This window comes from Pseudomonas sp. B1-22 (genome assembly GCF_050474425.1).
In the GTDB taxonomy this organism is placed as follows: Bacteria; Pseudomonadota; Gammaproteobacteria; order Pseudomonadales; family Pseudomonadaceae; genus Pseudomonas.
Map to the genome: position 1 here is coordinate 476257 of NZ_JBCHVH010000001.1, position 25561 is coordinate 501817.

Here is a 25561-nt window from a genome sequence, read left to right on the forward strand (position 1 = left end):
ACTCAATCAGCCCCATGTCAAACTGGGGCTCTTCTAAATCGAAGGCCTCTGCTAAAATGCGGGGCCTTTCCGTTTCTGGGCCGCAACGTGGCATTTACCTGGGTCGATTGGACGATGATCGGCATCATCGTCATTTCCAGCCTGATCAGCTTGAGCCGTGGTTTCGTCAAGGAAGCCCTGTCGCTGGTCACCTGGATCGTAGCCGGTGCGGTCGCCTGGATGTTCGGCGGCGCCCTGGCCGAGCATCTCGCACCCTACATTCAGCTGCCCTCAGGGCGCGTCATCGCCGCTTGCGCCATTCTTTTCGTCGTCACGCTGCTGCTGGGCGCACTCGTCAATTTCCTCATCAGCGAGCTGGTGCGCGTGACCGGCATGTCCGGCACCGACCGTGTGCTCGGGATGGTCTTCGGTGGCGCCCGTGGCGTGCTGCTGGTCGTATTGCTGGTCGGACTGCTGAGCCTGGCGCCGGTGCAACAGGACCCGTGGTGGCAGCAATCGGTGCTGCTGCCACACTTCCTGATCGTCGCCGATTGGTCGAAGAACACCATTCTGACCTTTGCCGGGCACTGGATGTCCGGCGTTACCATCGCTCCGCCGTCCGGAGCGGGTACTTTGCTGCCGGCCCAGTGACGGGCGGGTAGAGGCGACGGGAAGCCGTCGCCGTAACGGCAGGTCCGGTGGATACTGCCGAGTAACGGATTGTTTTAGCCTGAAACCAACTAGGGGTTGCGTCGCATGTGTGGCATCGTCGGTATCGTGGGCAAGTCGAACGTCAATCAGGCGCTCTATGACGCGCTCACCGTTCTCCAGCATCGTGGCCAGGACGCTGCGGGGATCGTCACCTGTCAGGATGACCGCCTGTACCTGCGCAAGGACAACGGCCTGGTCCGTGACGTCTTCCAGCAGCGTCACATGCAACGCCTGGTCGGCAAGATCGGCATCGGCCACGTGCGCTACCCCACCGCGGGCAGCTCCAGCTCCGCCGAGGCGCAGCCGTTCTACGTCAACTCGCCCTACGGCATCACCCTGGCGCACAACGGCAACCTGACCAACGTCGAGCAGCTGGCCAAGGAAATCTACGAATCCGACCTGCGCCACGTGAACACCAATTCCGACTCGGAAGTGCTGCTCAACGTGTTCGCCCATGAGCTGGCGGTGCGCAACAAGCTGCAGCCCACCGAGGAAGACGTCTTCGCCGCGGTTGCCGGTGTGCATGCCCGTTGCGTCGGTGGCTACGCCGTGGTGGCGATGATCACCGGCTACGGCATCGTCGGCTTCCGCGATCCCCATGCGATCCGCCCGATCGTCTTCGGCCAGCGTCACACCGAGAACGGCGTGGAATACATGATCGCCTCGGAAAGCGTGGCCCTGGACGTCCTCGGCTTCACCCTGATCCGCGACCTGGCGCCGGGCGAAGCGGTGTACATCACCGAAGACGGCAAGCTGTTCACCCGCCAGTGTGCAGCCAACCCGCAATACGCGCCGTGCATCTTCGAGCACGTCTACCTGGCGCGTCCGGACTCCATCATGGATGGCATCTCGGTCTACAAGGCGCGTCTGCGCATGGGCGAGAAGCTGGCCGACAAGATCCTCCGCGAGCGTCCGGACCACGACATCGACGTGGTCATCCCGATCCCGGACACCAGCCGCACCGCCGCGCTGGAACTGGCCAACCGCCTGGGCGTGAAATTCCGCGAAGGCTTCGTGAAGAACCGCTACATCGGCCGTACCTTCATCATGCCCGGCCAGGCCGCGCGCAAGAAATCGGTACGCCAGAAGCTCAATGCCATCGAGCTGGAATTCCGCGGCAAGAACGTGATGCTGGTGGACGACTCCATCGTTCGCGGCACCACCTGCAAGCAGATCATCCAGATGGCCCGTGAGGCCGGCGCGAAGAACGTCTACTTCTGCTCCGCCGCCCCGGCGGTGCGCTACCCCAACGTCTACGGCATCGACATGCCGAGCGCCCACGAGCTGATCGCCCACAACCGCAGCACCGAAGAGGTCTGCGAGCTGATCGGCGCCGACTGGCTGGTGTATCAGGACCTGCAGGACCTGATCGAATCCACCGAGGGCGGCAAGATCAAGATCGATCACTTCGACTGCGCCGTGTTCAACGGTGAATACGTCACCGGCGACGTCGACGAAGCCTATCTGAACAAGATCGACCAGGCGCGCAACGACGCGACCAAGAGCAAGGGTGCCGCGGTCAGCGCCATCATCGATCTGTACAACGACTGATTTAAACGATTAGGGAGAGCAGGGCATGGCTCAGGAATGGGAAGCCGGCCGGCTGGACAGCGACCTGGAGGGCGTCGGCTTCGACACCCTCGCGGTGCGCGCCGGTCAGCGCCGCACCCCGGAGGCAGAGCACGGCGAAGGCCTGTTCACCACCTCCAGCTACGTGTTTCGCAGCGCCGCCGATGCGGCCGCGCGTTTCGTCGGTGAAGTGCCGGGCAACGTCTACTCGCGCTACACCAACCCCACGGTGCGCACCTTCGAGGAGCGCATTGCCGCGCTGGAAGGCGCCGAGCAGGCGGTGGCCACGTCCACCGGCATGTCGGCCATCCTCTCCCTGGTGATGAGCCTGTGCAGCGCCGGTGACCACGTGCTGGTCTCGCGCAGCGTGTTCGGCTCGACCATCAGCCTGTTCGAGAAGTACTTCAAGCGTTTCGGCATCCAGGTGGACTACCCACCGCTGAGTGACCTGAATGCGTGGGAAGCGGCCTGCAAGCCGAACACCAAGCTGTTCTTCGTCGAATCGCCGTCCAACCCGCTGGCCGAACTGGTGGACATCGCCGCACTGGCCGATATCGCCCACGCCAAGGGCGCGCTGCTGGCTGTGGATAACTGCTTCTGCACCCCGGCGCTGCAGCAGCCGCTGAAGCTGGGCGCGGACGTGGTGATCCACTCGGCGACCAAGTACATCGACGGCCAGGGCCGTACCATGGGCGGCGTGGTTGCCGGTCGCCGCGTGCACATGGAGCCCGTCGTCGGTTTCCTGCGTACCGCTGGCCCGACCCTCAGCCCGTTCAACGCCTGGATCTTCATCAAGGGCCTGGAAACCCTGCGCGTGCGCATGCAGGCCCACAGCGCCTCGGCCCAGCAGGTTGCCGAGTGGCTGGAGCAGCAGCCGGGCGTGGAGCGCGTGTACTACGCGGGCCTGCCGAGCCATCCGCAGCACGAACTGGCCAAGCGTCAGCAGAAGGGCTTCGGTGCGGTGGTGAGCTTCGAGGTGAAGGGCGACAAGGCTGCGGCCTGGCGTTGCATCGATGCCACCCGGATGATCTCCATCACCACCAACCTGGGTGACACCAAGACCACCATTGCCCACCCGGCCACTACCTCCCACGGACGCCTGTCGCCGCAGGAGCGCGAGAACGCTGGCATCCGTGACAACCTGATCCGCGTCGCCGTGGGCCTGGAAGATGTCGCCGACATCACGGCCGACCTGGCGCGGGGCCTGGCAGCCCTGTGAGCATGGCGGACATCCTCGGCAACGGGCGCGTCGTCCTGGTCACCGGGGCGGCGCACGGCATCGGCCTGGGCATCAGTGCCTGGCTGATCGCCGAGGGCTGGCAGGTGGTGCTGGCGGATATCGACCGTGAACGCGGCCCGAAAGTCGCAGCGGCACTGGGCGAGCGTGCCAACTTCATCGCGCTGGACGTGGCCAATGAAGGGCAGGTGGCGGCGGCGATTGCTGAGGTGATCGGCCTGTATGGCCGTCTCGATGCGCTGGTCAGCAATGCCGCCATTGCCCGGCCGCACAACAGCGCGCTGGAAAGTCTGGGGTTGAACGAGTGGAACCGCGCGCTGGCGGTGAATCTCACCGGTCCGATGCTGCTGGCCAAGCATTGCGCGCCTTATCTGCGCGCGCACAATGGCGCCATCGTGAACATCGCCTCCACCCGTGCACACCAGTCCGAGCCGAACTCCGAAGCCTACGCGGCAAGCAAGGGCGGGTTGCTGTCGCTGACCCATGCCCTGGCCAGCAGCCTGGGCCCGGAGATTCGCGTCAACGCGATTTCCCCCGGTTGGATCGATGCCCGCGACCTGCGCGAGCGTGAGGCCGAGCCGTTGACCGAACTGGACCATGATCAGCACCTGGTCGGTCGTGTCGGCACGGTGGAGGACGTCGCCTCGGCGGTATCCTGGCTGATCGGCGACAGCGCCGGCTTCGTCACCGGCCAGGAACTGGTGATCGACGGCGGCATGACGCGCAAGATGATCTACCTCGACTGAGTGTCGGGCGTGGAAGAGGAGGGCGGCCCGATGGTCGCCTTTTTTCTTTTGCGGCGTGGGTGGACGGTTTGGGCGTTGGGCTGTTCGCGAGCAAGCTCGCTCCTACAGAAGAGCGTAGGTGCCACACCTGTAGGAGCGAGCTTGCTCGCGAACCGCTTGGCACAGCATTTCCCCTGTAGGAGCGGGCCATGCCCGCGATCGCGCGCATGGCGCGCTCCTACAGGTTGGCACCATGCCTGAGGGGCTCGTCTCGGATACGCTTCGCGCCAACGAGGACAGAGCTTCCCTGTGGCGAGTTTGTTCACCGCACCGGCGGCGCGAACTTTTTTCGCGGAAAATGAAAAAAAGTTCAATCAGGGCATTGACTTAGGATTCGTCGGCTGTAGAATGCGCCCCACTTCGAGACGAAGGGTGATTAGCTCAGCTGGGAGAGCATCTGCCTTACAAGCAGAGGGTCGGCGGTTCGATCCCGTCATCACCCACCACTCTCGCAAGTTACGCGCAGCGGTAGTTCAGTCGGTTAGAATACCGGCCTGTCACGCCGGGGGTCGCGGGTTCGAGTCCCGTCCGCTGCGCCATTTTCCCCCTCCTTGGTTCCTACCCCGAACCGGCTTGTCGAGTGACTCACTCCAGGCGCAAGGAGGTTGCTGTACCGGACGCAAGTCCAACCGACACGCAGCGGTAGTTCAGTCGGTTAGAATACCGGCCTGTCACGCCGGGGGTCGCGGGTTCGAGTCCCGTCCGCTGCGCCATATTCGAAAGCCCTCAGGTAGCAATATCTGGGGGCTTTTTCGTTCCCGTCCGAAAAGCTCTGTAAGACGCTGTCACAGCGCGTTCACTTTCGACGTCTAGCTTTTTATCCGTGGTCTTTGCTAAAACCGGATCGAACGGTCAGGAGAAAAGCCAATGGACGACTATCAGGAAGAACTGCTGGAACTGCACGCCGTGGAACAGGATCTGCCGGAGCCGGCCGACGACGCCACGGAGATGTGATCAAGCGCTGTGGCGCTGGGCGCGGCGGAACTCCCCTGGCGTCTGTCCGCTCCAGCGCTTGAACGCGCGCTGGAAGGCCTCCGCGGAGGCGAAGCCGAGCAGGTAGGCGATCTCGCCAAAGGCGAGGTCCGTGTCGCGGATGTAGATCATCGCCAGGTCGCGGCGGGTGTCATTGAGGATGCTGCGGAACTGCGTGCCTTCCTCGGCCAGCTTGCGTCGTAGCGTCCAGGTCGGCAGCTTCAGGCGCGCGGCGACTTCCTCCAGGTCCGGCTCGCGCCCGTTGAGCATCGGTCCCAGCAACTGGGCTACACGCTCGCGCAGGCTGCGCGTGCGGGTCAGTTGTTCGAGTTCCTTCTCGCAGATTTCCAGCAATTGCCGCCAGGTGCTCGGGCAGTGGTCCGGGTTGCTGCGCGCAAGCGCTGCCTGATCCAGGCGCAACTGGTTGTGCTGCGCGCCGAATTCCACCGGGCAGCCCAGCATCTCCTCGAAGCGCGAAGCCCAGGCGGGCGCCGGATACTCGATATCGACCTTCTCCGGGCGCAGTGGGTGCGCACCGATGCTGCCAAGCATGCTCACCCAGCCCGCCAGCACCGAGTCCACCACGAAGCGGTTGTAGGCGTTGTACGGGCTGATGGAGTAGAAGCGCAGCCAGGCGCCGCTGGCGTCTTCGATGAAGCTGCTCTGGCCGCGGTAGTTGTGCGCGTACAGTGTCTCGAAGCGGATCAGTGCGCGGGCGGCGGCGCGTACGTTGGGTGCTTGCGCCGCAGTGACGCCGGCCAGGCCGCTCTGGCTGGGGCGGCTCAGCTGGCCCATGCGCAAGCCCAGGGCGGGATCGCCGCTCTGCTGGATGGCGGCGTGGCCCAGGCGCATGTAGCGCGGGATCGACAGGCGCGCGCCGGGCTCGCCAAGGCGTGCAGCATCCAGTCCGTATTGTTCCAGCAGCGGTTGCGGTGCGACGCCGCTTTCCGCCAGTGCGTCGGCGAGGCTGTGGACGAAGCCCACGGACAAATCGCCAAGACGCATGGTCGGACGGCTCATAGCCAGAGATTGATCAGGCGAGCGCCGGGACCGTCCGGCGCCAGGGTGTGGCTGTCGCCACTGACCACCAGGCTGCGGCCGTCGCTGCCCAGGTCCCAGAGATGACCACGGAGGAATACGGTGATGCCGGCGCGGGCGCCGCTTTCGCCGATGCGACCTGCCAGTGCCAGGCGTTCCCAGGCTTCGCCCTCGTTCAGTTCGCCGGGCTTGAGCTTCACGTCGCTCGGCGTGGCGGCGCCGTTGTAGCCCTTCCAGGGCTTGCTCCAGTTGCCATTGCCGGTGAGGAAGGCCGGCACCGCGATGAAGTCCGGCTTGTTCGCCGCCAGTGCGGCATAGCCCGCCGGGTACCAGCTGTCGGCGCAGATCAGCACGCCCAGTCGCCCGGCGGGTGTCTGCAGCACTTGCAGGTCGTCGGCGTCGGCGCCGCGGGTAAAGCGTTTCTCTTCGTCGATGGGGTACAGCTTGCGTTGCGGCTTGCCCAGCGGCAGGCCGTCGCTGCCGAAGACCTGGCTGACGTTGTAGAGGCGGCCGTTGCCGGTGCGGATCTGGCCTTCGACGATCTGCGGGTTGGGTAGCACGATGGAGCCGGCGACAATGGTCACGCCGAACTCCTTCGCCAGTCCGCCGAACAGTGTCTGGTAGTCGTGGGCCATGTCCACCGCCTTCATGCGGAACAGGGCGTCGGCCATGCGGTCCTCGCTCTTGGCGCCGAGCCAGCCGCGCGCCACTTTCAGCGGGTTGCTGGCGACCATCCACTCCATGGCTTCGGCCAGGTGTTCGGTCTGGTAGACCTCGGGCTTCTCGCCGGCGGCTACCAGCCAGGTGCCGATGTGCTCGGGGAAGACCACCACGGTGCGCGGGTTGATCAGCCCTTCGTCACGGGCCTTGGCCAGGTAGGCGTGGAATTTCAGGCGCAGGCGCTCGACGCTCTGGTAGTCCTGGGTGAAGAGTTCCGGCTGCACGCCCAGCAGGTTGCCGCGTTCGGAGGGCTCGCCCTGGTTCAGTGCGACCTGGCTGCGCAGGTCGGAGAGGTAGTGGCCCACCGGGCGACGCTCCGCCCAACCGGCATAGCCGGCGAACAGGATCACCAGGATGAGGAAGATCAGCTTGCGCATGGGGGACGAGTACTCGGTAGATGCCCCACAGGGTAGGGGTTAGGCCGGGCGTTGCCAAGTCGCCGTGTCATCTTCGATCAGTAAGTTGTTACTTTTGATCATTGAGCGGGGCAGGGTGGCTCCTTAGAGTCTGCCCCATACCGACCGCGCCCCGTGCCTCGCGTTCCCTGAGCGAACGCGCCGAGGGAGCGGCGCCACCGTGACTGCTGGAGGACGTATGACCGCCCCTTATCCGCACCTGCTCGCCCCCCTGGACCTGGGTTTCACCACGCTGCGCAACCGCACCCTGATGGGCTCCATGCACACCGGTCTGGAAGAAAAGCCCCAGGGCTTCGAGCGCATGGCGGCCTACTTCGCCGAGCGCGCCCGTGGCGGCGTCGGCCTGATGGTCACCGGCGGCATCGGCCCGAACGAGGAGGGTGGCGTGTATTCCGGCGCAGCCAAGCTGAGCACTCCGGAAGAGGCCGAGAAACACAAGGTCGTCACCCAGGCGGTGCATGAGGCGGGCGGCAAGATCTGCATGCAGATCCTCCATGCCGGCCGTTACGCCTACAGTCCCAAGTCCGTGGCGCCCAGCGCCATCCAGGCGCCGATCAACCCGTTCAAGCCGCGCGAGCTGAATGAAGAGGGCATCGAGAAGCAGATCGCCGACTTCGTCAATTGCTCCAGCCTGGCCCAGGTGGCCGGCTACGACGGCGTCGAGATCATGGGTTCGGAAGGCTACTTCATCAACCAGTTCCTGGTCGCCCACACCAACCACCGCACCGACCGCTGGGGTGGCAGCTACGAGAACCGCATGCGCCTGCCAGTGGAAATCGTCCGCCGCGTGCGCGAGGCCGTGGGCCCGAACTTCATCATCATCTATCGCCTGTCGATGCTCGACCTGGTGGAAGGCGGCAGCACCTGGGACGAGATCGTCCTGCTGGCCAAGGCCATCGAGAAGGCCGGCGCCACCCTCATCAACACCGGCATCGGCTGGCACGAGGCGCGTATCCCGACCATCGCCACCAAGGTGCCGCGCGCGGCCTTCACCAAGGTCACCGCCAAGCTGCGCGGCGAGATCGGCATCCCGCTGATCACCACCAACCGCATCAATACCCCGGAAGTGGCCGAGCAGGTACTGGCCGAAGGTGACGCCGACATGGTCTCCATGGCCCGTCCGTTCCTCGCCGACCCGGACTTCGTCAACAAGGCCGCCGAAGGTCGTGCCGACGAAATCAACACCTGCATCGGCTGCAACCAGGCCTGCCTGGACCACACCTTCGGCGGCAAGCTGACCAGCTGCCTGGTGAACCCGCGCGCCTGCCACGAGACCGAGCTGAACTACATCCCGACCACCCACGTGAAGAAGATCGCCGTGGTCGGCGCCGGCCCTGCCGGCCTGTCCGCCGCCACTGTGGCGGCCGAGCGTGGCCATGAAGTGACCCTGTTCGACGCCGCCGGTGAAATCGGTGGCCAGTTCAACGTCGCCAAGCGCGTGCCGGGCAAGGAAGAGTTCTACGAGACCCTGCGCTACTTCAAGCGCAAGCTGGAGACCACCGGCGTCGACCTGCGCCTGAACACCCGCGTCAGCGTCGACGACCTGGCCAAGGGCGGCTTCGACGAGATCATCCTCGCCACCGGTATCGTGCCGCGCACCCCGGCCATTCCGGGCATCGACAACGCCAAGGTGATCAGCTACCTGGACGCCATCCTCGAGCGCAAGCCGGTGGGCAAGCGCGTGGCGGTGATCGGCGCCGGCGGCATCGGCTTCGACGTCTCCGAGTACATCACCCACGACGGCGAATCCACCAGTCTGGATCGCCAGGCCTTCTGGAAGGAGTGGGGCATCGACGAGAACCTGGAAGCCCGTGGCGGCGTTGCCGGCATCAAGCCGCACCCGCACGCGGCGGCGCGCCAGGTATTCCTGCTGCAGCGCAAGAAGTCCAAGGTCGGCGACGGCCTGGGCAAGACCACCGGCTGGATTCACCGCACCGGGTTGAAGAACAAGCAGGTGCAGATGCTCAACAGCGTCGAATACCTCAAGGTCGACAACGACGGCCTGCACATCAGCGTGGCCGGCGGCGAGCCGCAGGTGCTGCCGGTGGACACCGTGGTCGTCTGCGCCGGCCAGGAGCCGCTGCGTGAGCTGCATGACGGCCTGGTGGCCGCCGGGCAGCGCGTGCACCTGATCGGTGGTGCCGACGTAGCCGCCGAGCTGGACGCCAAACGTGCCATCAATCAGGGCTCGCGCCTCGCCGCCGAGCTCTGAGCCGCAAGCTCCGAAACGCAGGCCCCGGAAAGTTCCTCCGGGGCCTGCGTTTTTTGCGGAATGACAAACTGCATCACAGATTTATCTCGCCGCTTACCCGGTTAACCTGACCGGCAGGTCGGGTGCCAACCCAGTCACATTGCCTGCGACATTATTTCCCCTAGACTGGTCCGGATGTCAGGACATTCCTGCCATCAGGGTGCCACTTTCCTACGGCATCATTTCCCAGACTTCCTCCCGCACAGGCCCAGAGGTCAATCGATGAGCATGCAGAAGAAGCCTCAGATGGTGGAAGCCGTGGTCTTCTTCAATGACCGTGGCGTTTGCAAGGAAATGCTCTACCCCGAATTCGAGGCGCTGCTCGATAACGTCGTGCAGATGCCGGACCTGGCCGAGCAGCAGGTGCAACTGGCCTATGTGCTGATCAACCCGCGCCTGATGGTCAAGGCGGCGGTGTTCTTCTACCTGGACTTCGACGAGAACGGTGAGGCCGACCGCGGCTGGAACCTGCCCCTGCGCAACCTGGCCGATCGCGCCGGCCGTGGCCCGGACCTGGGCGCCGGCCCCATCCGCCTGGCCTGCCGTAGCCAGTGCCCGGTGCCCTGGCACCAGATGCACCTGTGGGACCCGGTGTTCGAAGGCGACGACAGCCATCTGGCCAAGCTGCGTGCCGCGGCGAAGCGCAACAATCTCGGCGTGCTGGTGGAAGAAGAGCCGGCGGCCGTCGAGCCCCAGCGCCTGCAGATGGCGGCCGAGCACCAGTGGTATGCGCCTTCCGAGGAGGAGTCCCGCGAAACCGCCGAGAAGCTCGCGCGGGAAATGCTCCAGGAGCACGAACAGAAGACTGCTGCGCTGCTCGACCAGCAGGAGCTCCGTCTGTCGCAGATCAGCCTGCAGCACGAACAGGAGCTCAGCCGCCTGAAGCTCGATGCGCAGGAGCAGATCCAGGTACTGCAGGCCGAGGTCTCGATACTGCGCGAAGGGCTCAAGCGCGAAGAAGACATCAACGCCGACCTGCGTCGTGAACTGGACGGGCAGGTCAGCGGATTTCAGCGCGGCCGTGAAGAACTGACGGAGCAGCTGCGGCAGATCGAGGCCAGTGGCCGCGACGAACTGGAGCAATTGCGCCAGCAGATCGAGGACGAGGCCAAGGCCCGTATCGCCGCGCTGGAGGCTCGATACCAGGAGCAGGTTTCCGTCCGCGACGCAGAGCTGGGTTACCGCAACGAGCTGGACCAGCAGCTGCAGCAGGAGAATCAGCAGCTTCAGCAGGAAAGCCGGCGGCTTCAACAGGAAAACCAGACGCTGCGCCAGGAAGCCGAAAAGCAGCGTCAGGAAGCCGAGCGGTTGCGGCAGGCGCTCGACCTGCTGAAGCAGCAAAGCACGCAATGGCGCGAGCAGGCGGAGGAACTCCAGCAGAGCGTCGAGAGCCTGCGCCAGGAACTGGCTGCGCAGTCGACCGGGGCGGCGGACAGTTCGATGCTGGAGCGCCTGGCGGGTCAGGGTGTGGTCTTCGTGGTCTATCACCCGGGCGCGGGTCACCTGACGCTGTCGCTGGCGGATGTCACCCGCTATCAGGAAAACCCCATGGCCTTTGCTGCCGCCAAGTGCTTCGTCTCGGAAGACCAGTACCGCCAGTGGTTGGCCCATTACCAGCAGCCGACCTGCGAGGGGCGGCTGTCCAATGGCGACCGCTGCGCCCTGCCGATCGACCGCGTGGAAACGCCCGGGCGCTTCATCGAAGGCGACAGCAACTGCTGCGCGCGCCACAAGACCGCTGGCCGCCTGCGCAGCGTCACCACGGCTTGAGCGGGGCGCCTTGCAGTACCCTGACTGGCGCCCCGTCGCACCGCTGCAACCCGTTCACCTGAGTTGGCTCGATCGCGCTGGCATCGAGCTGGCGCTGCTGCGTCTGGATCAGGTCGATGCGCTCATCTGCGGCAACAAATGGTTCAAGCTCGCGCCCTACCTGAAGCAGGCTGCCGATCTTGGCCTCCAGGGCGTGATGAGCCTGGGCGGAGCCCATTCCAATCACCTTCATGCCCTGGCGGCGGCCGGTGCCCGCTTCGGTTTCCGCACCGTCGGGCTGCTGCGCGGCGAGGAGCAGGGCAACCCCACGGTCGCCGACCTGCGCCGGCTCGGCATGCAGCTGCACTGGCTGGGCTACGGTGGTTATCGCCAACGGCATGAGCCGGGCTTCTGGACGCCCTGGCGCGAACGTCACCCCGATCTGCTGCCGATGGGCGAGGGCGGTGGCGGTCTGCCTGGTGCGCGAGGTTGTGTGCCGATGGTGGCAATGACCCGCGAGCAGTTGGCGGGCATTGGCTGGAGCGACTACCAGCAGCTGTGGGTCGCCTGCGGCACCGGCACCACCCTGGCCGGCCTGGTGCTGGGGGAGGAGGGTGCGCACCCAGTGGTGGGCGCCCTGGCGGTACCGCTGGGGCATGGCGTCGAGGTGCAGGTGCCCGGGCTATTGGCGGAGGCTGGCGTCGAGATATCCGGCTACCGGTTGATCGATGCCAGCCGCGGCGGTTTCGGGCGGATCGACCCGGAATTGGCGCGCTTCATCCTGGATGCGGAAGCCGAGTGCGGGGTGCCGCTGGAGCCGCTGTACACCGGCAAGCTGCTGCTGGCGCTGCGTGACGAAGTGGTGGCCGGGCGGATCGATCGGGGCAGCCGCATCGTCGCTGTCCATACGGGCGGTCTGCAGGGGCGCCGGGCGATGCAGGAGCGCCTCCAGGCGCTGGCCATTCAGCGCGAATAGCCACTGTGCACCCGCGGCCAGCGGTCGCCCACCAGGAACAGGCGTTCCTGTTCGCGCCAGCGCCCGTCCTGGAACGCCAGACGGACCAGCAATTGCGGGAAGCCGTCCTCCGGCAGTTGGGCCAGCCAGTCGGCGAACTGCGCGGCCGTCCAGCGCCCATCGGCATCGCAGGCGGCTGGCGCCAGCCAGCGTTTGCGTGACAGCACCTGCCAGCCCTCCGGATGCTGCTCCTGATAGCGCGGCCACTCCTGGCGGTGCAGCCAGCGGCCGTGCAGATGGTGGTCGCAGGCGCCGGCGGGCGGCGGGCATCGCGCGGGCCAGGGGTAGAACAGGTAGCCGCCGAGCCAGAGCCCTGCCGAGGGTGTGCCTTCGCTGAATTCGCGAACCACGCGCAGTCCTTCGGGCGTGGCCGAGAGCGGCAGCTGGTGCTGGTAGAAGTGTTCGATCTTGCGCAGCAGGTGGTCCTCCGCGCCGGGACCGAGCCAGGCGTTCGGCCCGTCTTCGCTGGGACCGAGGTAGAGCTTGATGGCCAGTTCGAGGTGGTGCAGGCCGTCGTCGTCCTCCAGTAGCAGGTCCAGCTCGCCCAGGGTGTGACCGTTGTCGCGCACGGGCAGGTTGGCGGCCAGCAGGCGCAGGTCGGGCGCCTGCTCCAGGGCGTATTGCCAGAGGCGCTCGTAGTAGCGGCCCAGGCGTTGGTGTGGGGTGCTTTCCAGCTGTTCCAGCAAGTGCGTGGGCGAGTGCTCCTGCGCCCGCAACCAGTTGGCCAGTCGCTCGGGCTCGGCGAGCCAGCGGCTGGCCGCCAGCGGGTGGCGCAGGGCCGGGCTGCCGGAATTGAGCAGCGGCGGGGAGAGCAGCGTCCAGGCCAGGTCGCGGACCTGCGGCTGGCGCAGCTCGATCAGGAGTTCATCCAACAGGGAGGTAAGAGCGCTCATTCCCCTAGCCTAGCCGCTCAGACAGCGCTGCGGTTTGCCGCTGCTTCGGCGTTTCGCCCATAATTCCGTCATTCCCGCACCGCAAAGCCGCCCGGAGTCCCATGGAACCCTTTCGCAACATCGGCATCATCGGCCGCCTGGGCAGCACCCAGGTCCTGGAAACCATCCGTCGGCTGAAGCGCTTCCTCATCGAGCGCCACCTGCATGTGATCCTCGAGGACACCATTTCCGAGGTACTGCCCGGTCACGGCCTGCAGACCTGCTCCCGGAAGATCATGGGCGAAATCTGCGACCTGGTGATCGTGGTCGGCGGCGACGGCAGCATGCTCGGCGCCGCGCGCGCCCTGGCGCGGCACAAGGTGCCGGTGCTGGGGATCAACCGTGGCAGCCTCGGCTTCCTCACCGACATCCGCCCGGACGAACTGGAGACCAAGGTCGCCGAAGTGCTCGGCGGCCAGTACATCGTCGAGAGCCGCTTCCTGCTCGATGCCCAGGTGCGCCGCCACGGCGAGTCCATCGGCCAGGGCGATGCGCTGAACGACGTGGTGCTGCACCCCGGCAAGTCGACGCGGATGATCGAGTTCGAGCTGCACATCGACGGCCAGTTTGTCTGCAGCCAGAAGGCCGACGGCCTGATCGTCGCCACACCGACCGGCTCCACCGCCTACGCACTGTCCGCCGGCGGGCCGATCATGCATCCCAAGCTCGATGCCATCGTCGTGGTGCCGATGTACCCGCATACCCTGTCCGGGCGGCCCATCGTGGTCGACGGCAACAGCGAGCTGAAGATCGTCGTCTCGCCGAACATGCAGATTTACCCGCAGGTGTCCTGTGACGGGCAGAACCACTTCACCTGCGCCCCCGGCGACACCGTCACGGTGAGCAAGAAGCCGCAGAAGCTGCGGCTGATCCACCCGATCGACCACAACTACTACGAAGTCTGCCGGACCAAGCTGGGCTGGGGCAGCCGCCTCGGGAGCAGCGAGTGATGGAACTCGACCCCTCGCGCGGCTTTGACCTGATCGGCGATATCCACGGCTGCGCCAATACCCTGGATGTACTGCTGGAGCGCCTCGGCTACCGGTTGCAGGGCGGCGTCTGGCGGCATGCCCGGCGGCAGGCGCTGTTCCTCGGCGACATCATCGACCGTGGGCCGCGCATCCGCGAAGCGCTGCACCGGGTGCACGACATGGTCGCCGCCGGCGAGGCGCTGTGCATCATGGGCAACCACGAATTCAACGCGCTGGGCTGGTCCACGCCCGCCGCGCCGGGCAGCGGTCGCCAGTACGTGCGCGAGCACACGCCGCGCCACGCTCGGCTGATCAAGGAAACCCTGGATCAGTTCGAAGGCCATCCGGCGGACTGGCGCGACTTCCTTGGCTGGTTCCAGGACATGCCGCTGTTTCTCGATGCCGGGCGTTTCCGCATGGTCCACGCCTGCTGGGACCACGACGTGATCGACGCGCTGCGCCAGCAGTTCCATGACGGCCGCATCGACGAAGCCTTCCTCAAGGCCACCGCGGAGCCCGGCAGCTTCGCCCAGCAGGCCTGCGACCGCCTGCTGCGTGGTACCGACATGCGCCTGCCCAACGGCCTGACCCTGACTGGCAGCGATGGCTTCACCCGGGCCTTCTTCCGCACCAAGTTCTGGGCGGAGGACCGCGAGCCGGAGACCTACGGCGACATCGTGTTCCAGCCCGACGGGTTGCCCGACGAAGTCGCCAGCGAGCGCCTGAGCGAGGAGCAGAAGTCGCGCCTGCTGACCTACGGCGCCGACGAGCCGCTGCTGTTCGTCGGTCACTACTGGCGGCGTGGCACACCGTCGCCGATCCGGCCCAACCTGGCGTGCCTGGATTACAGCGCGGTGATGTACGGCAAGCTGGCGGCCTATCGGCTGGACGATGAAACCCGTCTGGAGCGCAGCAAGTTCGTGTGGGTGGATGTGAAGCGGCCGGAGGGCGATGCGTGAGCGTGGTGGAAGCGATACGGCTGCCGGCGGCGGTCGACCTGGGTGAGTTCGTCACCCTGCTGCGGCGCCTGAACGTCCCCTTCCGGGTCAGCGAGGAGTCGGGTGAGCAGGTGCTCTGGGTGCCCAATGCGCAGTTGGCCGAACAGGTGCGCACCCTGTATGAGCGGTATCCGCAAGGCGACCCGCAGCTCAGCGTGCAGGCCGAGCGCCGGCGCGGTGGGCCGGGGTTGCTGGAGCAGTTGAAGCTGAGCTGGATGACCACCGCGGTGCTGCTGGTGACCTGCATCGTGGCCGCGGTGACTTTGCTCGGCACCTACCCGGAAACCATGCGCTGGCTGACCTTCCAGGACTTCCGCATGGTCAGCGAGGACCAGCTGGTCTTCGTGCCGCTGTCCGAGACGCTGGCGTCCGGGCAATGGTGGCGGCTGTTCTCACCGATGCTGCTGCACTTCGGCTGGCTGCACCTGGCGATGAACGGCATGTGGTACTGGGAGCTCGGGCGGCGCATCGAGTACCGCCAGGGTGCCTGGATGCTGCTGGGCCTGAGCCTGGGCTTCGGGTTGATCTCCAATGTCGTGCAGTTCGGCGTCAGCGGGTCGAGCCTGTTCGGCGGCTTGTCCGGCGTGCTTTACGGGTTGCTCGGCCATTGCTGGATATTCCAGCGCATGGCGCCGACCCCGGCCTACCAGTTGCCCAAGGGCGTGGTGGCGATGATGCTGATCTGGCTGCTGGTGTGCCTGTCCGGGGTGATCGACTTGCTTGGTTTCGGCTCCATCGCCAACGGCGCGCATGTGGGCGGCCTGGTGGCGGGTTGCCTGAGCGGCCTGATCGGCGGCTTGCTGGCGCGCCGCGCGGGACATTGAGGCTGCGGGCGTGGGCGATGCCCACGCGTCGCGCGCATGGCGCGCTCCTACAGGGGCGCGTGTCCCGGCGTCTCGACCTGTAGGAGTGGGCCATGCCCACGAATGGCGCGCAGAGCGCGCGCCTGCAGGGGCTCACCGACCGCCTGACCTCTGTTCGTGCGCCAACGCTTCCGGCCCGGTAGAATGCCGGCTTCGTTTTCTCCAGCAGGAGCCGGCCCATGTCGTCCTTCGCCGAAATGATCCAGAACATCACCCCCGAGCTCTACGAGAGCCTCAAGCTCGCCGTGGAAATCGGCAAGTGGCCCGACGGTCGCAAGCTGTCCCAGGAGCAGAAGGAGCTGTCGCTGCAGGCCGTGATCGCCTGGGAGCTGAAGAACCTGCCCGAGGACCAGCGCACCGGCTACATGGGCCCGCAGGAATGCGCGTCCCACGCCGAGCCGATCCCGAACATCCTGTTCTCGACCAATACCCTGCATTGATGGCTGCTTTCTGATGGTAGAGCTTGGACGCGGCGCCCTGGACAAGATGTCGGCGCGCCTGGAAAGCCCCGTGCAATACGCCTTCCGCCTCGGCGAGACGGAGGTCCCGGTAAACCCGCTGATCGGCAAGACCCTGCGCCTGGAGTACCTGGGCGAGATCAACTGCTGCCACTGCGGACGCAAGACCAGGAAGAGCTTCAGCCAGGGCTACTGCTATCCCTGCTTCACCAAGCTGGCGCAGTGCGACAGCTGCATCATGAGCCCGGAGAAGTGCCACTACGAGGACGGCTCCTGCCGTGAGCCGGAGTGGGGCGAGCGCTTCTGCATGACCGACCACGTGGTCTACCTGGCCAACTCTTCGGGTGTGAAGGTGGGCATCACCCGCGCCACCCAGGTGCCGACCCGCTGGATCGACCAGGGCGCGCGCCAGGCGCTGCCGATCATGCGCGTGGCGACCCGCCAGCAATCCGGCTTCGTCGAGGACCTGCTGCGCAGCCAGGTCGCCGACCGCACCAACTGGCGCGCGTTGCTCAAGGGTGAGGCCGAGCCGCTGGACCTGGTGGCCATCCGCGAGCAGCTGTTCGACACCTGTGCCGAGGGCATCGTCGGTCTGCAACAGCGCTTCGGCCTGCAGGCGATCCAGCCGGTGCTCGACCTAGACCCCATCGAGATCAGCTATCCGGTGGAGGCCTACCTGGCCAAGATCACCAGCTTCGATCTGGACAAGACGCCGGTGGTGGAGGGTACCCTGCAGGGTATCAAGGGCCAGTACCTGATCTTCGATACCGGCGTGATCAACGTACGCAAATTTACGGCGTATCAGCTTGCCATCAGCGCCTGAGAACCTGTTTGCGATCATAAACAGGTTCTGATCGAACCCGAATTGAATTTCCGGCCCGGAACCGCATCTAGGGATAGATGCGGTTCCGACTCGCCTGCTTCGCTCTAGCTCGCTAGAGTCAGTACCCAGATTCCTCCGGCCGGCCCATCCAGCCTGCCGCCTTTCAAGGGGCCAAAAGCCATGCGTACCGAGCAACCGAAAGTCATCTACCTCAAGGATTATCAGGCGCCCGAGTACCTGATCGACGAGACCAACCTGACCTTCGAGCTGTACGAGGACCACACCCTGGTCCACGCCCAGCTGGTGATGCGCCGCAACCCGGAGCGCGGCGACGGCCTGCCGCCGCTGGTGCTCGACGGCCAGCAGCTGGAGCTGCTGTCGGTGGCGCTGGATGACCAGACCCTCGAAGCCGGCCAGTACCAGCTCGACGAGAACCACCTGACCCTGCAGCCGACGGCGAAGACCTTTACCGTCGACAGTACCGTGCGCATCCACCCGGAAAGCAACACCGCGCTGGAAGGCCTGTACAAGTCCGGCAAGATGTTCTGCACCCAGTGCGAGGCCGAAGGCTTCCGCAAGATCACCTACTACCTCGACCGCCCGGACGTGATGAGCAGCTTCACCACCACGCTGTCGGCCGAGCAGCACAAGTACCCGGTGCTCCTGTCCAACGGCAACCCGGTGGCCAGCGGTTCGGAAGAGGGCGGCCGCCACTGGGCGACCTGGCAGGACCCGTTCAAGAAACCGGCTTACCTGTTCGCCCTGGTCGCCGGCGACCTCTGGTGCGTGGAAGACCAGTTCACCACCATGAGCGAGCGCGAAGTCACCCTGCGCATCTATGTCGAGCCGGAGAACATCGACAAGGTCCAGCACGCCATGGACAGCCTGAAGAACTCGATGCGCTGGGACGAGAAGGTCTACGGCCGCGAGTACGACCTGGACATCTTCATGATCGTCGCGGTCAACGACTTCAACATGGGCGCCATGGAGAACAAGGGCCTCAACATCTTCAACTCCAGCTGCGTGCTGGCCAAGGCCGAGACGGCGACCGACGCCGCGCACCAGCGCGTCGAAGGCGTGGTGGCCCACGAATACTTCCACAACTGGTCGGGCAACCGCGTAACCTGCCGCGACTGGTTCCAGCTGTCGCTCAAGGAAGGCTTCACCGTGTTCCGCGATAGCGAGTTCTCCGCCGACATGAATTCGCGCACCGTCAAGCGCGTCGAGGACGTGGCCTTCCTGCGCACCAACCAGTTCGCCGAGGACGCCGGTCCGATGGCGCACCCGGTGCGCCCGGATTCCTTCATCGAGATTTCCAACTTCTACACCCTGACCGTCTACGAGAAGGGCTCGGAAGTGGTTCGCATGATCCACACCCTGCTGGGCGCCGATGGCTTCCGCAAGGGCACTGACCTGTACTTCGAGCGCCATGACGGCCAGGCCGTGACCTGCGACGACTTCGTCAAGGCCATGGAAGACGCCAACGGCGTCGACCTGACCCAGTTCAAGCGCTGGTACAGCCAGTCCGGCACCCCGCGCCTGGCGGTGGAGGAAAGCTTCGACGCCGCCGCGCAGAGCTACACCCTGACCTTCCGCCAGAGCTGCCCGGCCACGCCGGGGCAGAGCGAGAAACAGCCCTTCGTCATTCCGGTGCAGATGGGCCTGATCGACAAGCTGGGCAATGCCCTGTCGCTGCGCCTGCAGGGCGAAGAACACGCCCACGGCAGCGACCGCGTGCTGCAGGTCACCGAGGCCGAGCAGTCGTTCACCTTCGTCGGCCTCGCCGAGAAGCCACTGCCGTCGCTGCTGCGCGGCTTCTCCGCGCCGGTGAAGCTGAGCTTCCCCTACGACCGCGACCAACTGATGTTCCTCATGCAGCACGACGAGGACGGCTTCAACCGCTGGGAAGCAGGCCAGCAGCTGTCCGTGCAGGTCCTGCAGGAGCTGATCGGCCAGCACCAGCGTGGCGAGAAGCTGGTGCTCGATCAGCGCCTGATCACGGCTTTCCGCACCCTGCTGCTGGACACCGGGCTGGACCAGGCCATGGTCGCCGAGATGCTCTCGCTGCCCAGCGAGGCCTATCTCACCGAGATCAGCGAAGTGGCGGATGTCGACGCCATCCACGCTGCCCGCGAGTTCGCCCGCCAGCAGATCGGCGCGGTACTGCACGAGCAACTGTGGGAGCGTTACCAGGCCAACCGCAAGCAGTCCCGCGAGACCGCCTACGTGGCCGAGGCGACCCACATCGCCCGTCGCAGCCTGCAGAACATCGCGCTGTCCTACCTCATGCAGAGCGGCAAGGCCGAAGTGCTCTCGGCCTGCCAGGAGCAGTACAAGGATTGCGACAACATGACCGAGCGCCTGACCGCGTTGGCCGTGCTGGTCAACTCGTCCTTCGAAAGCGAGAAGGCCGAGGCGCTGGCGATGTTCGCCGACTACTTCAAGGATGACCCGCTGGTGATGGACCAGTGGTTCAGCGTCCAGGCCGGCTGCACCCTGCCAGGCGGACTGGAGCGCGTGCAGGCGCTGATGCAGCATTCGGCCTTCACCCTGAAGAACCCGAACAAGATCCGCGCGCTGATCGGCGCCTTCGCCAACCAGAACGCGGTGAACTTCCATCGCGCGGATGGCGCGGGCTACCGTTTCCTGGCCGACCAGATCATCACGCTCAATGCGCTGAACCCGCAGATCGCCTCGCGCCTGCTGACCCCGCTGACCCGCTGGCGCAAGTACGCACCGGCGCGCCAGGCGCTGATGAAGGCCGAGCTGGAACGCATCCTGGCGTCTGGCGAGCTGTCGAGCGACGTCTTCGAGGTGGTCAGCAAGAGCCTCGCCTGATCCTCCCGCCGGCGCCCCGTCCGGGGCGCCTACTGTCTCGCTGAGGGTGTTACCAGCATTGGCTGGTAACACCTTTTTGTTACTTATCGAAATTAAACGATAGTCGCCTTATCGCTGGGATGAATTGGCGCCAGGGTGCCGGCCTGTCTGCGTCGGGCCTTCCAGGGGCGGATCGCGCCATTTCGAGAGACCGATGGCGCAATCGGTCAGTGGGTTTGATCAGTGGATGATCAGTCACAAAAAGTAGCGGGCCATATCTTTAATTTTTGTAAGCAAATTCAGCGTATTTACCGCAATTGGCATCGGCGTTGCACCGGCCGATCCCGCTTAGCCTTTGCCTGGCCATTGGGTCAGGGGGCGTGTCGAGCACCTTGGGGGCACGACAACAAGGCCGTGGAATAACGGCTGACAAGGCGAACTGCCCGCAGTGGCGGCGCCCTTACAGAATGATCAGTCCATGGAGTGAGTCCTAATGGAAATCCCGGTTCGCAAGCGCGTCTTGCGTTTCGCTCCCGCTCGCGCGGGTTTTGCCCTGGCGGGCGTACTGCCGCTGCTGATGTCGGTTCCCGCCACTGCCGTCGAGTTCAGCTTCCTCGACAACGAGGTGAGCGGTTCGCTGGATACCACGGTTTCCTACGGCACCCTGTGGCGTGTGCAGGGGCAGGACAAGAGCAACAACGACATCAACGGCAACGACGGCAACCGCAACTTCGATACCGGCCTGGTTTCCGAGGTGTACAAGGTCACGTCCGACCTGGAAGCGACCTACAAGAACTACGGCATGTTCGTGCGTGGCTCGGCTTTCTATGACACCCAGATCATGGACAAGCGTAACGACTACTACGACCACAACCAGCCGCCGCAGCCGAGCCAGAGCTACCCCAACAACGACCACTTCACCAGCGAGACCCGCGATGTCGCCGGCAGCCGGGCGGAAATCCTCGACGCCTATCTCTATGGCAACTGGGACGTAGCCGAGCATCCGGTGACCGGGCGCCTGGGCCGCCAGGTGTTCAACTGGGGCGAGGGCCTCTTCTACCGCGGCGGCGTGAACACCACCAACCCGGTGGACGCCGCCAAGTTCCGCCTGCCGGGCTCGGAACTGAAAGAAGTGCTGATGCCGGTGGAGGCGCTGAGCTTCAACGTCGGCCTGACCGATAACCTGTCGATGGACACCTTCTACCAGTGGAACTGGAAAGAAACCCGCCTCGACCCGGTCGGCACCTACTTCTCCGAGACCGACCTGTTCGCCGATGGCGGCAACACTGCCTACACCACCGTCGGCGCGCTGGCCAACCCGCTGTTCCAGAGCCTCTATCCGCAGCTCTCGGCGGCTCATGTCGGCGGCCTGCAGGGCACCCAGTACCTGGACTCCAACGGCGTGTTCAAGGTCGCCAACGTCGGCAAGGACATCAACGCCAAGGACGACGGCCAGTTCGGCGTGTCCTTCCATTACATTGCCGAGCAACTGAACTCTACCGAGTTCGGCTTCTACTTCGTCAATTACCACGCCAAGGAACCGACCATCTACGCCGACCTGAACAGCAGCTATGCCGGCCTGGACATGGACCAGCTGGCGGGCCTGGGCGGCTTCTCCTCCTATGACCAGCTGATGGCCGCCGCCGGCAGCGGCAACGCCATGGCCGGCCAGGTGCTGGGGCTGGTCAACGGCGCGGCGGCGGTGGACGTTGCCAACCAGGTCAACGCCCGTCGCGAGTACGTCGAGAACATCCGCATGTACGGCCTGAGCTTCAACACCACCGTGGGCGACGCCTCGGTATTTGGCGAAGTGGCCTACCGTCCGAACCTGCCGATCGGCGTAGCCACCACCAACGACCTGCTGGGCGACCTGCTGGTCCAGGCGCCGGGGCTGGCCAGCGGCAAGACCGTGAACATCGGCGGCCGTCCGGTGGCGATCAACGACCAGATCCACAACTACGAACGCGTCGAGGCCTTCAATACCTCGCTGGGTACCATCTACAACTTCGGCCCGCAGCTGTCCTTCGACTCGCTGATGGGCGTGGCGGAACTGGCTTCCGAGCAACTGCGCGGCAGCAGCCTGCAGTACACAGCCTACGATGGCAGCACCCGCTACTACTCCGGCCGCGGCAACGGCGCCTATGTCTCCGGCTATGACCGCGACGACCAGGTCAACCGCAACTCCTACGGTTACACCCTGTTGCTCTCGGGTACCTGGAACGACGTGTTCGCCGGCGTGAACGTCTCGCCGTACGCCGTCTACAAGGACGACTTCGAAGGCAACTCCTACCAGACCGGCAACTTCATCGAAGGCCGCAAGGCCTACACCCTGGGTGTCAAGGCCACCTACCTGAACGCCCTGGAAACCGAGCTGCAGTACACCGAGTTCTATGGCGCCGGCCAGAACAACGCTGCCCGCGATCGCGACAACGTCGGTTTCAACGTCAAGTACTCCTTCTAACGACAAGCATGCGCCGGACGTTCGAGACGCCCGGCGCGTGAATTTCACGGAGATTCACCATGCGCAACATGCGTACCCTGATCGGCGCGGCGGTGGCCCTTGCCCTGTCCGCTGGCAGTGCCCTGGCAGCGGTTTCCCCGCAGGACGCGGCCAAGCTGCAGTCGACCCTGACCCCGCTGGGCGCGGAAAAGGCCGGCAACGCCGCGGGCACCATCCCGGCCTGGACTGGCGGCATCACCCAGGCGCCGGCCGGCTACAAGCCGGGCCAGCACCACATCGATCCGTTCGCCGCGGACAAGCCGCTGTACACCATCACCAAGGCCAACCTGGACCAGTACAAGGCCAACCTGACGCCGGGCACTCTGGCGCTGTTCGCCACCTACCCGGACACCTTCCAGATGCCGGTGTACCCGAGCCGCCGCAGCGGTTCGGCGCCGCAGTGGGTGTACGACAACACCTTCAAGAACGCCACCAGCGCCAAGCTGGCCGAGGGCGGCAACGGCTTCGTCGATGCCTTCGGTGGCATCCCATTCCCGATTCCGCAGAGCGGCGTGGAAGCGCTGTGGAACCACATCGCCCGCTACCGCGGGACCTTCGTCGTGCGCCGCGCCTCGGAAGTGGCCGTGCAGCGCAACGGTGACTATTCGCTGGTGACCTCGCAGCAGGAAGCGCTGTTCAAGTACTACCTCCAGGGCAAGAGCTTCGCTGACCTGAACAACCTGCTGTTCTACTACCTGTCCTTCACCAAGAGCCCGGCACGCCTGGCCGGTGGCGCCGCGCTGGTGCACGAGACCCTGGACCAGGTGAAGGAACCGCGCCAGGCCTGGGGCTACAACGCTGGCCAGCGCCGCGTGCGCCGCGCGCCGAACCTGGCCTACGACACTCCGATCGCCGCCGCCGACGGCCTGCGTACCGCCGATGACACCGACATGTTCAACGGCTCGCCGGACCGCTACGACTGGAAGCTGATCGGCAAGAAGGAAATGTATATCCCGTACAACAACTACAAGGTCTCCAGCCCGGACGTTACGTACAAGGACCTGCTGACCCCCAGCCACCTCAATCCCAAGTACACCCGCTACGAGCTGCACCGCGTGTGGGTCGTCGAAGGCACCCTGAAGCCGGGGGCGCGCCACATCTATTCCAAGCGCGTGCTGTTCCTCGACGAAGACAGCTGGGGCGCCGCCGAGGTCGACCAGTACGATGGCCGCGGCGAACTGTGGCGCGTCTCGCTGGCCTATCTGAAGAACTACTACGAGTTGCCCACCACCTGGACCGCCCTGGACACCTTCCACGACCTCCAGGCCCGCCGTTACCACGTGCAGAACCTGGACAACGAAGAGCCGACCACCATCGACTTCAGCCAGGCGGTGCCGGACGATTCCTACTTCAGCCCCTCCGCGCTGCGTCGTCGCGGTACCCGCTGAGTTCGTCCCGCGTCTGAAAAAGCCCGCCACCTGGCGGGCTTTTTCTTGCCTGCATCCGACCGGCGGCGGGGCGAAAGTGTTACCACTCTCCCCATTGCAAGCCGCCTGCGACGCGCCTTACAGCGTTGCTGGCCAGCTGCAATCATCCTTTTGGATGAGGCCGCCGCCGCTTAACAAAAGATAACGTGCCGTTAATTGTCAGCCCTGGCAAAGGCTGGCTATATAGCGACCACACTCGATACCGCCTGCAATAAGAACAAAGAGGTAAAGGCATATGCGTGAGCCCCAGTGGCGCACTACGAGCGAGCAGTCCGTGTCGGAGACTTCGCGCTCCGTCCCGATGTCGCGCAAATCGATTTCCCTGCTCGGCGCACTTTCCCTGCTGATGCTGTCCGTCGCCCCCTTGTCCGCCGTCGCGGCGACCGAGGCGGCCAGCGACTCCAGCTCCATTCCCTCGGCCAAGGCCACCAGCAGCCTGTTGCTGGGCGTCGCCCAGGCCGGCAAGCGCCTGGTGGCGGTGGGGGATCACGGACATATCCTTTACTCCGACGACGCCGGCAAGAGCTGGACCCAGGCCAAGGTGCCGACCCGCCAGCTGCTGACCGCGGTGTTCTTCCTCAATGACAAGAAGGGCTGGGCCGTCGGCCACGACGCGCAGATCCTCGTCACCACCGATGGCGGCACCACCTGGACCCGCCAGTTCGAAGACCTCAAGCGCGAAGCGCCGCTGCTGGACATCTGGTTCCAGGACGACAACCACGGCATAGCCGTGGGCGCCTACGGCGCGTTGCTGGAAACCACCGATGGCGGCCAGCACTGGGAAGACGCCAGCGACCGCCTGGACAACGAAGACCAGTACCACCTCAACGCCATCGCGGCGGTGAAGGATTCCGGCCTGCTGGTGGTCGGCGAGGCGGGCAGCATCTTCCGCTCCAAGGACTGGGGCCAGACCTGGGAAAAACTCCAGGGTCCGTACGAAGGCTCGCTGTTCGGCACCATCGGCACCCGTCAGGCCGGCACCGCGCTGGTCTACGGCCTGCGTGGCCACCTGTTCCGCACCACCGACTTCGGCGACAGCTGGCAGCAGGTCAACCTGCCCACCGCCAACGGCGGCGAGCTGGAGTTCGGCCTCTCCGAAGGCAGCCTGCTGGATGAAGGCACCATCGTCATCGTCGGTCATGGCGGCAGCGTGCTGGAAAGCAAGGACGACGGCGCGAGCTTCAGCGTCGTCAACCGTCCGGACCGCCTGTCCCTGGCCGGCGTGAGCGCGGCCGGCAACGGCAACCTGGTGCTGGTCGGCCAGGGCGGTATCCACCTGGCTTCGGCGACCGGCGCCGAGCTGACAGAACAACAATAAGCCGGGGAGCCT

19 protein-coding genes and 3 tRNA genes are annotated in these 25561 nt (G+C 65.4%); 19 read left to right on the forward strand and 3 right to left on the reverse strand.

Annotated elements, in window-relative coordinates:
• The first annotated feature begins 87 nt into the window (after positions 1–87).
• From ACQ5BL_RS02350 to ACQ5BL_RS02380, 7 genes are all read left to right on the forward strand, one after another.
• On the forward strand, positions 88–630 hold the full coding sequence (locus ACQ5BL_RS02350; RefSeq protein WP_207884323.1) for a CvpA family protein: 543 nt from the start codon (positions 88–90) through the stop codon (positions 628–630).
• Between the two features lie 105 nt (positions 631–735).
• A complete protein-coding gene (purF, locus tag ACQ5BL_RS02355) occupies positions 736–2241 on the forward strand; it encodes an amidophosphoribosyltransferase (RefSeq protein ID WP_207884324.1) in 1506 nt (501 codons plus the stop codon).
• Positions 2242–2266: 25 nt separating this feature from the next.
• Positions 2267–3478: an O-succinylhomoserine sulfhydrylase gene (locus ACQ5BL_RS02360; protein WP_243808895.1), complete on the forward strand. Its 1212-nt coding sequence runs from the start codon at positions 2267–2269 to the stop codon at positions 3476–3478.
• A gap of 2 nt (positions 3479–3480) precedes the next feature.
• Positions 3481–4242: an SDR family oxidoreductase gene (locus ACQ5BL_RS02365; RefSeq protein WP_279577393.1), complete on the forward strand. Its 762-nt coding sequence runs from the start codon at positions 3481–3483 to the stop codon at positions 4240–4242.
• Between the two features lie 409 nt (positions 4243–4651).
• A tRNA-Val gene (locus tag ACQ5BL_RS02370) sits at positions 4652–4727 on the forward strand.
• 16 nt (positions 4728–4743) lie between these two features.
• Positions 4744–4820: transfer RNA gene (locus tag ACQ5BL_RS02375), tRNA-Asp, on the forward strand.
• Positions 4821–4917: 97 nt separating this feature from the next.
• A tRNA-Asp gene (locus ACQ5BL_RS02380) sits at positions 4918–4994 on the forward strand.
• 241 nt (positions 4995–5235) lie between these two features.
• On the opposite strand, the gene ACQ5BL_RS02385 is transcribed toward ACQ5BL_RS02380, so the two are convergent.
• Both ACQ5BL_RS02385 and ACQ5BL_RS02390 read right to left on the reverse strand, forming a co-directional pair.
• Positions 5236–6273 carry an AraC family transcriptional regulator gene (locus ACQ5BL_RS02385; RefSeq protein ID WP_243808893.1) on the reverse strand — a complete coding sequence of 346 codons (1038 nt, stop codon included), beginning with the start codon at positions 6271–6273 and terminating at the stop codon, positions 5236–5238.
• Positions 6270–7388: a carbon-nitrogen hydrolase family protein gene (locus ACQ5BL_RS02390; protein ID WP_243808892.1), complete on the reverse strand. Its 1119-nt coding sequence runs from the start codon at positions 7386–7388 to the stop codon at positions 6270–6272. The genes ACQ5BL_RS02385 and ACQ5BL_RS02390 overlap by 4 nt, the downstream gene beginning before the upstream one ends.
• A gap of 217 nt (positions 7389–7605) precedes the next feature.
• Here ACQ5BL_RS02390 and ACQ5BL_RS02395 point away from each other — a divergent pair, with 217 nt between their 5' ends.
• From ACQ5BL_RS02395 to ACQ5BL_RS02405, 3 genes are all read left to right on the forward strand, one after another.
• Positions 7606–9639 carry an NADPH-dependent 2,4-dienoyl-CoA reductase gene (locus ACQ5BL_RS02395; RefSeq protein WP_243808891.1) on the forward strand — a complete coding sequence of 678 codons (2034 nt, stop codon included), beginning with the start codon at positions 7606–7608 and terminating at the stop codon, positions 9637–9639.
• 261 nt (positions 9640–9900) lie between these two features.
• Positions 9901–11448, forward strand: coding sequence for a chromosome partitioning protein ParA (locus ACQ5BL_RS02400; RefSeq protein ID WP_243808890.1), 1548 nt, complete (start codon positions 9901–9903; stop codon positions 11446–11448).
• A gap of 10 nt (positions 11449–11458) precedes the next feature.
• Complete coding sequence (locus tag ACQ5BL_RS02405) at positions 11459–12403, forward strand: 1-aminocyclopropane-1-carboxylate deaminase/D-cysteine desulfhydrase (protein WP_430292772.1); 945 nt, start codon at positions 11459–11461, stop codon at positions 12401–12403.
• On the opposite strand, the gene ACQ5BL_RS02410 is transcribed toward ACQ5BL_RS02405, so the two are convergent.
• On the reverse strand, positions 12391–13335 hold the full coding sequence (locus tag ACQ5BL_RS02410) for a DUF1853 family protein (RefSeq protein ID WP_243808889.1): 945 nt from the start codon (positions 13333–13335) through the stop codon (positions 12391–12393). The two genes, ACQ5BL_RS02405 and ACQ5BL_RS02410, sit on opposite strands and share 13 nt — an antisense overlap.
• A gap of 101 nt (positions 13336–13436) precedes the next feature.
• On the opposite strand from ACQ5BL_RS02410, the gene ACQ5BL_RS02415 reads away from it, so the two are divergent.
• The 9 genes from ACQ5BL_RS02415 to ACQ5BL_RS02455 all read left to right on the forward strand — a co-directional run bounded on the left by ACQ5BL_RS02415 (position 13437) and on the right by ACQ5BL_RS02455 (position 25549).
• Complete coding sequence (locus ACQ5BL_RS02415; RefSeq protein WP_152224645.1) at positions 13437–14324, forward strand: NAD(+) kinase; 888 nt, start codon at positions 13437–13439, stop codon at positions 14322–14324.
• A complete protein-coding gene (locus tag ACQ5BL_RS02420; RefSeq protein WP_207884333.1) occupies positions 14324–15304 on the forward strand; it encodes a metallophosphoesterase in 981 nt (326 codons plus the stop codon). The genes ACQ5BL_RS02415 and ACQ5BL_RS02420 overlap by 1 nt, the downstream gene beginning before the upstream one ends.
• Positions 15301–16167, forward strand: coding sequence for a rhomboid family intramembrane serine protease (locus tag ACQ5BL_RS02425; protein WP_243808888.1), 867 nt, complete (start codon positions 15301–15303; stop codon positions 16165–16167). Before ACQ5BL_RS02420 ends, ACQ5BL_RS02425 begins: the two co-directional genes overlap by 4 nt.
• Before the next feature lie 218 nt (positions 16168–16385).
• A complete protein-coding gene (locus ACQ5BL_RS02430) occupies positions 16386–16646 on the forward strand; it encodes a YeaC family protein (protein ID WP_243808887.1) in 261 nt (86 codons plus the stop codon).
• Positions 16647–16659: 13 nt separating this feature from the next.
• Positions 16660–17487: a DUF2797 domain-containing protein gene (locus tag ACQ5BL_RS02435; protein WP_243808886.1), complete on the forward strand. Its 828-nt coding sequence runs from the start codon at positions 16660–16662 to the stop codon at positions 17485–17487.
• A gap of 180 nt (positions 17488–17667) precedes the next feature.
• Entirely contained in the window at positions 17668–20325 is a 2658-nt protein-coding gene (gene pepN, locus ACQ5BL_RS02440) for an aminopeptidase N (RefSeq protein WP_243808885.1), read from the forward strand.
• 472 nt (positions 20326–20797) lie between these two features.
• The gene (locus ACQ5BL_RS02445; RefSeq protein WP_243808884.1) at positions 20798–22765 is read left to right on the forward strand and encodes a DUF1302 domain-containing protein; all 1968 of its coding nucleotides are present in this window, start codon (positions 20798–20800) and stop codon (positions 22763–22765) included.
• Between the two features lie 59 nt (positions 22766–22824).
• The gene (locus ACQ5BL_RS02450) at positions 22825–24192 is read left to right on the forward strand and encodes a DUF1329 domain-containing protein (protein WP_243808883.1); all 1368 of its coding nucleotides are present in this window, start codon (positions 22825–22827) and stop codon (positions 24190–24192) included.
• A 274-nt stretch (positions 24193–24466) separates the two neighbouring features.
• Positions 24467–25549 carry a WD40/YVTN/BNR-like repeat-containing protein gene (locus ACQ5BL_RS02455; protein ID WP_243808882.1) on the forward strand — a complete coding sequence of 361 codons (1083 nt, stop codon included), beginning with the start codon at positions 24467–24469 and terminating at the stop codon, positions 25547–25549.
• Positions 25550–25561 lie beyond the last annotated feature (12 nt).